General features: G+C 69.6%; 6 protein-coding genes and 1 pseudogene. 2 read left to right on the top strand and 5 right to left on the bottom strand.

Annotated elements, in window-relative coordinates; genetic code table 11:
* Positions 1 to 121: 121 nt before the first annotated feature.
* A complete protein-coding gene (locus ACWGIU_RS15670; protein ID WP_453706096.1) occupies positions 122 to 2,494 on the bottom strand; it encodes a non-reducing end alpha-L-arabinofuranosidase family hydrolase in 2,373 nt (790 codons plus the stop codon).
* A 477-nt stretch (positions 2,495 to 2,971) separates the two neighbouring features.
* Positions 2,972 to 4,549: a sigma-70 family RNA polymerase sigma factor gene (locus ACWGIU_RS15665; RefSeq protein ID WP_453706094.1), complete on the bottom strand. Its 1,578-nt coding sequence runs from the start codon at positions 4,547 to 4,549 to the stop codon at positions 2,972 to 2,974.
* A gap of 288 nt (positions 4,550 to 4,837) precedes the next feature.
* Here ACWGIU_RS15665 and ACWGIU_RS15660 point away from each other — a divergent pair, with 288 nt between their 5' ends.
* Positions 4,838 to 7,462, top strand: a complete 2,625-nt coding sequence (locus tag ACWGIU_RS15660) for an RICIN domain-containing protein (protein WP_453706092.1) — start codon at positions 4,838 to 4,840, stop codon at positions 7,460 to 7,462.
* A gap of 80 nt (positions 7,463 to 7,542) precedes the next feature.
* On the opposite strand, the pseudogene ACWGIU_RS15655 reads toward ACWGIU_RS15660, so the two are convergent.
* Together ACWGIU_RS15655 and araD are read right to left on the bottom strand one after the other, a co-directional pair.
* Positions 7,543 to 7,939 (bottom strand): annotated as a pseudogene (locus tag ACWGIU_RS15655) (Gfo/Idh/MocA family protein); the annotation flags it as partial.
* A gap of 303 nt (positions 7,940 to 8,242) precedes the next feature.
* Positions 8,243 to 8,980: an L-ribulose-5-phosphate 4-epimerase AraD gene (gene araD / locus ACWGIU_RS15650; RefSeq protein ID WP_453706090.1), complete on the bottom strand. Its 738-nt coding sequence runs from the start codon at positions 8,978 to 8,980 to the stop codon at positions 8,243 to 8,245.
* Positions 8,981 to 9,297: 317 nt separating this feature from the next.
* On the opposite strand from araD, the gene ACWGIU_RS15645 reads away from it, so the two are divergent.
* Positions 9,298 to 10,374 (top strand): LacI family DNA-binding transcriptional regulator, encoded by a 1,077-nt coding sequence (locus ACWGIU_RS15645; protein ID WP_453706088.1) that lies wholly within the window; start codon positions 9,298 to 9,300, stop codon positions 10,372 to 10,374.
* A gap of 150 nt (positions 10,375 to 10,524) precedes the next feature.
* On the opposite strand, the gene ACWGIU_RS15640 is transcribed toward ACWGIU_RS15645, so the two are convergent.
* On the bottom strand, positions 10,525 to 11,520 hold a 996-nt coding region (locus tag ACWGIU_RS15640), incomplete at its 5' end, for an aldose epimerase family protein (protein ID WP_453706086.1).

Raw genomic sequence — 11,520 nt, 5'->3', positions numbered from 1 at the left:
GCCGGCTGGGGTTCCTCGAGGCGGTGAGTATCGGTCAGCAGGTGGAGTTGCCCGTGCCGTAAACCGCTCGCCTCCGCGCTGGCAGGCCGCCCCGAATCGCGATCACCGTGGATCGGGCAGGTTAGCGCTGCAGGGTGAGGACACCCGGCCGGTACGGCAGTTGGTCGTAGGGGCCGCCCGCGGTGGGGGACTTGCCCTGGTAGAGGAACTGCAGGTTGCAGGGGTCGATGGTCATGGTCTGGTCGGGGTTGTTGCGGACCAGGTCACCGTGGCTGATGTCGTTGGTCCAGGTGGCACCGCTGTTGGCCTTGCCCGCGAAGGGGTTGCTTTCGCCGGCGGCCTGCGGGGTCCACGAACCGCTCAGGCTGGAGGCCGTGAACGAGCGGAAGTAGCGCCCGTTCGCACCCTTCGCCTCGACGATCATGAGGTACTGGTTCTGGCCGTGAACCTTGTAGACCTGCGGCGCCTCGAACAGGTTGCTCTCCGAGTCGCTCATGATCGTCGTGTAGGACGAGCCGAAGTTGCCCGGGAAGTTCCCGATCGGCATGCTCGCCCGGTAGATCTTGCCGTTGTCACCGGCGAAGAACAGGTACATGTTCTGGCCGTCGGCGATCAGGGTCTGGTCGATCGGGCCGGTGGGGGAGTCGGTGCGGGGGATGTTGCCGGTGAACAGCGGCTGCGGCGCGGACCAGCCGTTGGGGTCGGTGGGGTCGCTCGACGTGCGGTAGATGAAGGGCCACGAACCCCACTGGTACGCCATCACCCAGATGTTCTTGGGCGCGAAGTAGAACAGCGTGGGCGCCACCGCGGGCTGGCTCATCCCGGTCTGGCCGGCCGACGCCATGTCCGACCAGTTCGTGAAGGGGCTGAACATCATCGAGCCGTACGACGATCCCGACGCGTTCGACCCGTAGACCAGGTGCTTGCCGTTGTACACCACGTTGGTGAAGTCCTTCAGCGAGCCCCACCCGTTCGCCGGCTGCGCCAACGCACCCGTCGACGTCCATCGGTACGTCGACGGAAGAGCACACGTGCCGCCCGTCGGCGCGGGCGTTGTCGGGGTCGACGTCCCGGACAGGCCGGTCCACTTCTGGTTGCTGCCGGACCAGCAGGAGTGCAGCTGGATCTTGGTGCGGTTGGCGGTGGCCGCGCCGACGGCGTCGAGGCACAGCCCGGACTGGACGCCGGCGATCGTGCCGTTGGTGTTGATGTTCCACTGCTGGCCGGCGCCGCCGTTGCAGTCCCCGATGACCACCGCGGTGCCGTTGCTGGTGCCGTTGGCCATGGCCTCCAGGCACTTGTTGCCGTAGATCATCAGCTGCTTGCCGGAGGTGTGGGTCCAGCGCTGGTTGGTCTGTCCGTTGCAGTCCCACAGCTGCGCCTGGGTGCCGTTGGCGGTGGTGAAGCCGTTGATGTCGATACAACGACCGGAGGCGACGCCCTTGACCGCCCCGGTACTGGTCCCGCCGGTGGTGCCGGTGGCGGCCTTGAGGGCGTTCACGACGGCGGTGTAGGCGGCCTTGGGGTTGCCGTTGTTGTCGAACAGCAGGGGGCTTTCGCCACTGCGCCAGGAGTCCCTGTCACGGATGCCCCATACGGTGATGCCGGTGCACCGGGACACGGACAGGCAGGCCTTGACCGTGTTGGCGTAGTGGGTGGCCGACGCCCGGGCGATGTCCAGCTCGGTGATCTGGACGTCAACGCCCAGGGCGGCGAAGTTGGACAAGGTGGTCTGGAAGCTGGACGGCGGGCCGTCGGTGCCGAAGTGGCTCTGGAACCCGACGCAGTCGATCGGCACACCGCGGGACTTGAAGTCCTTGACCATGCTGTAGACGCCCTGGGTCTTGGCGTCCGACCAGTTCTCGATGTTGTAGTCGTTGTAGCAGAGCTTGGCCGAGGAGTCGGCCGCCCGGGCGGTGCGGAACGCTTCCTCGATGAAGCCGTTGCCCAGCACGTTCTGGAACACGGAGCTGCGGTGCTGGGTGGAGCCGTCGGCGAACGCCTCGTTGACCACGTCCCAGGCGTAGATCTTGCCCTTGTAGTGGCTCATCAAGGTGGTGATGTGGTGGTTCATCACGCTGCGCAGCGTGTTCGCGTCGCCGATGGAGCTGACCCAGGACGGGAGCTGCGAGTGCCAGACCGGGGTGTGGCCGCGCAGGCGCTGGCCGTGTGCCATGGCATGGTTGACGATCCGGTCGGCGGGGCCGAAGTTGAAATTGCCGCGGGACGGCTCGACGGCGTCCCACTTCATCTCGTTCTCCGGGGTGATCATGTTGAACTCCCGGTCCGAGATCGCGGCGTACGTCGAGTCGCCGAGCCTGCCGGCGGCCACAGCCGTGCCGAAGTACCTGCCCGATGGGGCCGCCTGCGTACCCAGGTTCGCAGCTCCGGCGGAGCTGGGGAGGAGCGTCACGACACCGGCCACCAGCGCCGCGGCCGACAGTCCTATCGTCAACGTCCGGCGACGCCGGCCGAGCCGGTGCAGGCCCTTCATGATTCTCCTCGGGGGTCGCGGGTCACCCTGGGTGCCGTGATCGTGCGCGCATCGGCCGGTACGGCCTGATCCGCCGCGGGTTGGGTGCGGTGCAGGACGTGGCGCCGTTCCTGCGTACCGGTCGCCCGGGGTTCGTGGGTATGTCGCGTCATGGGAGGGGCCTTCTTCAGGAGATACGTCAACGGGAGAGTCGGGGAACCGCCACGCCGGCACGCATGGTGAGCGGCGGGAAAGCGCCCCACGATATGGAGGCCTCCGAACTCGCGGTCTCGTAACAAAAAAGTCGCGTCGTCCGGACGATTGCTCGGTGATGCATCTCGCAGGCAAAAAGCGTTATGCCCAGCCCCGCGGTCTGGTCGTCCCTGTGGAAAGGGCGCGCTGCCCTGATCACCGGCTCACTGCCGGGTTGAGAACGGCGTGGTGCAGGATCGTGGTGCAGGATCATCAGCTGTCACTGCGCGACTCGGTCCCACATGCTCAAAGAGCGGTGGCCCAGGCCCTGCGCACGATGAAGGAAGCCTGGCCGGCGAAGGCCCGAGTGCCGTCGGAGCCATCGAGCCAGATGCCACCGTCGCGGTGGCGGAGGACCGATCCGGGATAGTTGTGCGCATGCAGGGTTACCGACCCGGCGACCGCTCCGGGGTGCGTACAGAAGGTGGCGTCTTCACGGAACAGTTCGCTGCCGTCGTTGGTGCTCAGCCGTAGCCGCAGGTCTCGATGGCGCAGATAGCGGCCGTCGGCGGCGCGGAAGGTGACGCACCGTGTGTCGGCCAGCCCCTGGATGACCACGAAGGTGACCCGCTGCCGCGTCTGCGCGCTGCTGGACGCGGAGACTCGGCCGAGCGTCGCGAAGTCGTCGGCATACGTGAGGTACAGGGCGGGGTCGTCCACGGACTCCAGCGACTGTGCGCCCAGCGGAACAGTGCCTGGGACGGCGGACGGACTCACCGGGGACGGTCCGACCGACGTGGTGGTGCGCGACGGGACCGGCGTGGGATTGCCGACGGTGGGAGCGGCGATGACGCCGGGCTCCCGATGCGCCGGTTCGGGCCAGGTCGCGTAGGTGGCGGTCCCGGCGATGAGCACCGCGCCGGTGGCGAGGCTCACCAGCGGTTGAGCGGTCACCGCGTGGAGTTTGCCGATCAGCACGCTGTGCAGACTGCCTCCCGCCGTAGCCGTAGCCGTAGCCGTAGCCGAGCCGACGGCGACGTGTGCCGTGGCCAGCCCGGCGGCGCTCGCGGCCGTACCCGACAGCAGGCCCTTGGCGGCCAGCGCCGCGAGGAGTCCGGCCGGGACGGCCAGCGGCGCGAGGCTGAGGAGCAGTCGTTCGGCCGGAACCCGTTCTGTCGTCGTCGCCGTGCAGACCGGGCAGTCGCGGGTGTGCCGCGCGATCCGCTTGCGCCACACCGGTGCACGGAGACCGTCCCAGCCGACGACGGTCTCGTCCAATTGCGGACAGCGCGGGTCGGCCTCCAGCGCGGCGACGATCGTCCGGCTCAGTTCCAGCTGCTCGCGCATGCGTTGCAGGCGCACTCCGACATGGGGAACAGTGAGCCCTGTCGCGGCGGCGATGTCGTCACGACTCAGCGAGCCGGCGCGTTCCTGCCACCACAGCGACAGCAGCACCCGATGGTCCGGGTCGAGCCACCGGCCGGCTTCGGCAACCTGACGGCGCTCGTCCGACACATGCAGACGCAGGATCGTCACGTCCTCGGGTTCGGCGCCGGCGTCCGGTATCTGGAGTGCCTCGTCGATGACCGTGGTCCGGCCGGCGAAGGTGCGTTGCCGGTGCCAGTGGGTGTTGATCTGGCGGAGCGTGATCGACACCAGCCAGGACCGGAAGCTCTCCGGGGCACGCAGGGCAGGCAGGTCGCGCACCACGCGCAGCAGGGTTTCCTGGACGACGTCGTCGACGTCGGCATGTCCGCTCAGCGCTCGCCCGACGACGTTGTAGAGCAACGGCAGGTACGCGGCGATCAGCTCCTCGCGCGCCCGATCGTCACCAGCCTGCGCCGCGACGACCAGCACCGTGTGGTCCGCATCCATGAGCCCCATTCCCACCTCCCTCAGGGGAGCGATCCGCCGAGCACGGCGCCACACCCTAGTGTCGGCAAGGGTATGCGGCCAAAGCCTGTGCCTTGGGTCACTGGAACGGCCCGCGCCGAATTGGACGGCCCGGTAACGCGCGTTGATCAACGCCTATCGCACCACGAGGTGACCTGATAAAAGTTCCCGGCTCAAGGCAACCCTTTGCGGGGCCTGTGACCACAAGGAGTCGGACCCGGCCGTTGCGGTCGCTGGATCCACCATTCCCTCTGGTGGCATGCAAGGAGAACACCCCCCATGGAGAACCCCACGAACGGCGGGCGCCGCGGGCGTCACCGCCGGCGCTGGACCGCGACCGGTCTGCTGCTCGGCGTGCCCGCCGTCCTCGTGCCGTACCTCCTGTTCGTGCAGGAGGACTCGCAGGCCGCGACGGTCGACGGCAATGCCTACTACAGGCTGATTTCCGTACGTAGCGGGAAGGTGATTGACGTCAACGCCTTCTCGACCGCCGATGGCACCCGCATCCAGCAGTGGACCGATCAGAACACCGCCAACCAGCAGTGGAGGCTGAGACCCACCGGGGACGGCTACTACGAGCTGGTGAACCGCAACAGCGGCAAAGTGCTGGGCATAGCGGGCAATTCGACTGCCCAGACGGCCGCCGCCGAGCAGCAGACCGACAGCTCCTCCACCTCCCAGGAGTGGCGGATCGACGATGTGAGTGGTTCCGACGCCGTCACCTTCACCTCCCGCGGGAGCGGCCAGGTCCTGGACGTCTCCGGAGGCTCCACGGCCGACGGCGCGGGAGTCATCCAGTATCCCGGCAAGGGCAGCACCAACCAGCAGTGGAAGCTGGTGAGAACAGCCGGGACCCAGGTGGTCGGGGCCGGACCGTACACGTGGAACAACGCGCAGGTCGTGGGCGGCGGTTACGTCACCGGGCTGGTGTTCAACCCGCGGGAGAAGGGTCTGCTGTACGCGCGCACCGACATGGGCGGCGCCTATCGCTGGGACGTCGCGGCCGAGCAGTGGATCCCGCTGACCGACTGGCTCGGCGAGAAGGACTGGAACCTTCTCGGCATCGATTCGCTGGCCACCGACCCCGTCGACCCCGCGCGGCTCTACCTCGCGACGGGCACCTACACCAACAACTGGGCTGGCAACGGCGCGATCCTGCGCTCCACGGACCGGGGCCGCACCTTCCAGCGCACCGACCTGCCCTTCAAGCTGGGCGCCAACGAGGACGGCCGCGGGGCGGGCGAACGACTGGCGATCAACCCCGCAGAGAACGGCACCCTGCTGCTGGGCACCCGCAAGAACGGTCTGTGGCGCAGCAGCGACCACGGCGTGACATGGATCCAGGTCTCATCGTTCCCCGTCAAGGACGGGGCGAGCAGCGGCGCGGGCATTTCCTTCGTGACGTACGGCCCGGCCGGAAGCAAGACGATCTATGTCGGCGTCGCCGACAAGTCCACCTCCCTGTACCGCTCCACCGACGGCGGCAGCACCTGGCAGGCCGTCTCCGGTCAGCCCACCAGCCAGATGCCGCAGCACGGCGTGCTCTCCGGTGACGGCTCGCTGTACCTGACGTACGCCAACACCGTCGGACCCAACGGCGCGACGGCGGGTTCAGTGTGGAAGTACACGCCGGCGGGCGGGGCGTGGAAGAACGTCTCCCCGTCCAGCGGCAGCTACGGCTTCTCCGGTCTGGCCGTCGACCCGCAGAAGCCTTCCACGGTGATGGTCACCACCCTCGACCGCTGGTGGCCCGAGGACGAGCTCTACCGGAGCACCGACGGCGGCACGACCTGGAAGGCGCAGGCCGCGAAGTCGGCGCGGAGCGCCTCCGCCGCTCCTTATGTCGGTACCGGCATCGGGCACTGGATGACTGCCTTGGCCATCGATCCCTTCGACTCCGGGCACGTGCTGTACGGCACCGGCAGCGGCATCTGGCGCAGCAAGGACGCCATCGCCACCGACAGCGGCGGCACCAGCCACTGGACCGCGGGGGCCCGCGGGCTGGAGGAGACCGCGCTGATGGACGTGATCGCCCCGCCCGGCGGCGCCACCGTCATCAGCGCCATGGGCGACCTGGGCGGTTTCCGCCACGACTCCCCTACCAGGGTGCCCGCAGGGCGGCTGGACAATCCGATGATGATCACCAGCACCGACATCGACTTCGCCCAGTCCAACCCCTCGGTGATGGTCCGCGTCGGCCGTGGCGGCGCGCAGGACGGCGCCTACTCCACCGACGGTGGCAGCAGCTGGAACGGCTTCAAGGCAGAGCCGGTGGGCAGCGCCGACAGCGGCCATGTCGCGCTCGCGGCGGACGGCTCCGCCATCGTCTGGACCCAGGCCGGCCAGGCCCCGTATCGCTCGACCGACAAGGGGGCGAGCTGGTCGAAGGTCAGCGGCCTGGGCACCGGCGCCGTGGTCGTCGCCGACCGCTCCTCGGCCAAGACCTTCTACTCACTGGCCGGCGGCACGCTCTACGCCAGCACCGACGGCGGCGCGACCTTCACCGCCCGCGCCGCCAACCTGCCCGCCGGCCGGCTCACGGCCGTCCCCGGCATCGCCGGGGACCTGTGGATCGCCGACGGTGCCAGGGGGCTGCTGCACTCCACCGACGGCGGCCGCAGCTTCACCACGCTCCAAACGGTGCAGTCCGCCTCCGCCCTCGGCTTGGGTAAGGCCGCGCCGGGAGGCGCCTACCAGGCTTTGTACCTGATCGGTACCGTCAAGGACGTCACCGGAGTCTTCCGCTCCACCGACAAGGGCGCCACCTGGCTCCGCGTCAACGACGACGCCCACCAGTGGGGCAGCATCGGCGGCGTCGGCGTCATCGCCGGCGACCCCGACACCTACGGCCGCGTCTATGTCGGCACCAACGGACGCGGCCTCCAGTACGGCGACCCGTCCTGACCCCACCGCCCGAGCGGTGCCGCAGGCACACAACGGCCTGCGGCACCGCCATGGCTCAGGGGCCTCGCCTCGTCCTGCATCTCGAACCGGACCAGGGCTGCGGACACGTCCTCGGCCTGGACTTCGCGTTCGAGGCGGCCGGCCATCGCGCGTACCTCGGCCCATTCGCCGAGCACCGCGAGCATCAGGTCCATCTGGTGGATGCCGTGGCCCAGCGTCGGACCACCGCCCTCGCTCTCCCAGGTGCCGCGCCAGGGCACGTCGTAGTAGGCGTCGTCGCGGTACCACGCCGTGACGCACTGCGCGACGAGCGGACGGCCCAGGGTCCCGGCCGCGATCCGGTCGCGCAGGTACCTGGCCCCCGAGCCGTACCTGTGCTGGAACACCGCGCCCGCGACGGCGGGGCCCCTCGGCGCCGCGGATCCGGTCGAGCTCGGCCAGCGACAGCGCCACCGGCTTCTCGCACCACACCCACGCCTGCGACTACACAGGCTCGGCCTGCCCTCCCTCGTCGGCAACAGCGCCGCCGTGACGGACCGTTGTGCTGCTGCTGGCCGCCGTCACGTCGATCGCCTGCCTGAGCCCGCACGTGGCGGCCTGCGTCCAGTCCGTGCTGCTCGGCCTTCAGCCGGCCGCCCTGGTCGGCTTCGGCGCCGCGGCTCTCGCCCGCGACGGCGAGCGCGTCGCAGGCCAGGCCGCAGCGCGAGGTCCCGCAGTCCTCCGAGCGGCGACTGTCGGACGGTCGGGCCGGATCATGCGGCGCCGAGACGGTGCCCGGCCTCAAGCGCCCGGGGAGTGCGGGGTGTTGCCGTAATAGGCGCCCGGTCCGTGCTTACGGGTGAAGTGCCGCTCCAGCAGATGCCTCGGTGGTTCGGAGGCGTCCCCGAGTCGGGACCCCAGCGCCAGCGTGTGCAGCGCCATCTCCGCCACGGCCTCGCAGACGATGGCGTTCTCCAGCGCGGCCTTCGCGGTGGATCCCCAGGTGAAGGGGCCGTGTCGTGAGACGAGCGCTCCGGGGACCTCGTCGGCCCGGCGGGGATCGCCGTCGAGCCGGGCAACGATCACCTGTCCGGTGTTGTACTCGTAGTCCTGCGCGCACTGCTCGGCGGTGAGATCCGCCGTCACGGGGACGGGCCCGTTGAAGGTGTCGGCGTGTGTCGTGCCGAGCACGGGGATCGGGCGGCGTGCCTGGGCGAAGGCGACGGCGTGCGCCGAGTGCGTGTGGGTGACGCCGCCGATGGAGGGGAAGGCCCGGTAGAGGCACCGATGCGTTTCGGTGTCGGTGGACGGCCTGAGGTGCCCGTCGACGACCCGCCCGTCCTCCAGCGCCACCGCCACCAGGTCGTCCTCGGTGAGGTCGGCGTAGGAGACTCCGGACGGCTTGATGACGAAGACGCCGGCGTCTCGATCCACTCCGCTGACGTTTCCCCAGGTGAGGGTGGCCAGACCGGCCTCCGGAATGCGTAGGTTGGCCGCGAGGACCTCGCGACGGAGGTCCTTGAGAATGGTCTCGCTCACTACGCTCTCACCGTCTCTCCGACATGCGCGGCGGCTTCTTGGGACCGGCGCCCGGCAGGCCCCGCAGCGCGCATGAGTGGGCTGGACTGATCGGGGGCCGCGCTAGGCATCGCGGCTGCGGGACCGCAGCTACCCCGATCAAATTGTGAGCGCTAACAGTCAGGAATCTCAAGAGTTGCGAGAAGTTTCCTGCCCACAACATGGGGTCACCGCTGCATAATGTGAACGCCAACATCGATACCTGTCGGCAATCTCCCGGTCGGTCCGAGACGTGTGCGGGCCGCGGCTGGTTCGGTACCGTGAGGGAAGGCCGCTCGATGAGGAAAGGAAGAGAGTTGATCCAGCTCCCAGACGTCTCGCGAGCGCCCACGATGACGGACGTCGCGCGCGTCGCCGGCGTGTCCCATCAGACCGTTTCACGGGTGCTCAGCGATCACCCGAACGTCAGCGCCAAGACCCGGGCCGCGGTGACCCAGGTCATCGAGCAGCTGGGGTACCGCCGCAACTCGGCAGCCCGGGCTCTGGCCACTCGCCGGACCCACACGCTGGGCGTCATCGCGGTGAACACCACTCTGCACGGGCCCGCCAGCACCGTGGCGGGAGTGCAAGAGGCGGCTCGGGACCGCGGCTACCTGACGTCCGCCGTCACGCTTCGGACCGCCACGCAGACAGCCCTCGCCGAAGCCATGCAGCACCTCGCCGGGTGGGGCGTGGAGGGGATCGTCGCCGTCACTCCCCAACGCGCCGCGGTGCGGGCCCTGGCGGCATTGGAAGCACCGTGCCCGGTGGTCACCGTGGAAGGCGGACACACCCTGGACCTGCCAGGGGTGTCGCTGGACCAGAACCTCGGCGCTCGCATGATCACGGAGCATCTTCTCGCGTCGGGCCACGCCACCGTGTGGCATGTCGCAGGCCCTCCCGACTGGCTCGAGAGCGAGGCCCGCACACAGGGGTGGGAGGACGCGCTACGAGATGCCGGCGCCGAGGTGCCGCCCCTGGTGCGCGGCGACTGGAGTCCGCTGTCGGGATACCAGGCCGGTCAGCAGCTCGCGGGTCGGGTCCTGGCGTCACGAGGGCGGGGAGCGGGCCTCACCGCGGTGTTCGTCGCCAACGACCAGATGGCCCTCGGTGTCCTACGGGCCTTGCGGGAAGCGGGCCTGCGCACGCCGGAGGACGTGGCGGTCGCCGGCTTCGACGACATCCCCGAGGCGGAGTTCTTCCCGCCCCCGCTGACGACGATCCGTCAGGACTTCGCCTCGATCGGCCGCGACAGCATCGGGCTGCTCCTGGACCACATCGAAGGCCGTACCGACGAGTCGACGCACCTGGTGGTGGCGCCCGAGCTCATCGTGCGCGCCAGTACGGCCCGCAGGAGCGCTCCCCCCGGCGCGTGACCCCCACCGCCCGGGGGCTTCCCCCTCCCCGTGGGAAGCCGGGCCCCGGGCACCGATGGCACGTCGTACGAGGAAGGTGCCGCGGGCGCGAAAGCCGCTGTTCGGTGCCCCTGCGGCACCGGACAGCGGATACGGCCGGCGCCGCCCCTCTCAGGCGGTGACCGTGGTGAAACTGTGGATCGTGGTGGACCGGTACAGCTCACCCGGGCGCAGGAGGACCGTCGGGTAGTCGGGGCGGTTCGGCGAGTCCGGGAAGTGCTGGGTTTCCAGCGCGACCCCCGCGTAGGCCTGGTAGGGCTTGCCGCCCTTGCCCGTGATGTCACCGGTCAGGCCTTGGGCGGTGTAGACCTGGATGCCCGGTTCCGTGGTGCGCACGTCCATGCGGCGGCCGGATGTGGGGGCGTACAACACGGCGGCCTTCCGAGGACGGGCTCGCCGTGTTCCATCGAGGACCCAGTTGTGGTCGAAGCCGCCGCCGGCGAGGGCCAGTTGCCCATCCGTATGGGTCAGGACGTCGGAGAGCCGCCGGTGCCGGCGAAGGTCGAACGGGGTGTCACTGACCGAGCGGTGAGGGCCATCAGGGATCAACTCGGCGTCGACGGGGGTGTAGAGGGGGGCCTCTACCTGGAGGTGGTGGGACAGGACGTTGCCGCACCCCTCTCCTTCGAGGTTCCAGTAGGTGTGGTTGGTGAGGTTGACGATCGTCGACGCGTCGGCGACCGCCTGGTACGACAGGGTCAGGTTGTCGTCCCGGTCCAGCGTGTAGGTGACGCGGACGTTCAGGGCACCGGGGAATTCCTGGTCGCCGTGGGGGCTGTGCAGGAACAGGCGGACACCGGTGCGGTGCGCGGAGTGGAAGGGTTCGCACCGCCACACGCGCTGGTCGAACCCGTCGGGACCGCCGTGCAGCGTGTGCCCGTTCTCCTGGGTGGCCAGCCGGTGGGTGACGCCGTCGACGACGAGCCGGCCGCGCGCGACGCGGTTGGCGTAACGGCCCACCGTCGCACCGAAGTAGCGCGCGGAGCCCTTGAAGGCGGCGGGGTCGCGGGCGGCGAGCACCACATCGGCAGTGTGGCCCCATCGGTCCGGCAGGATCAGGGAATGGAGGCGGGCGCCGCGCGTGTGGACCTCCGCGCGGGCCCGGCC

The sequence above is a fragment of the Streptomyces sp. NPDC054840 genome, assembly GCF_053611065.1.
Note: the sequence above shows the minus strand (reverse complement) of the source record. Positions and strands in the feature narration are given on the sequence as shown.

Excerpts from the sequence above, each read along its gene's own strand:
- ACWGIU_RS15670 (WP_453706096.1), bottom strand. The coding sequence starts at position 2,494 with ATGAAGGGCCTGCACCGGCTCGGCCGGCGTCGCCGGACGTTGACGATA.
- ACWGIU_RS15665 (WP_453706094.1), bottom strand. The coding sequence starts at position 4,549 with ATGGGGCTCATGGATGCGGACCACACGGTGCTGGTCGTCGCGGCGCAG.
- ACWGIU_RS15660 (WP_453706092.1), top strand. The coding sequence starts at position 4,838 with ATGGAGAACCCCACGAACGGCGGGCGCCGCGGGCGTCACCGCCGGCGC.
- ACWGIU_RS15645 (WP_453706088.1), top strand. The coding sequence starts at position 9,298 with ATGAGGAAAGGAAGAGAGTTGATCCAGCTCCCAGACGTCTCGCGAGCG.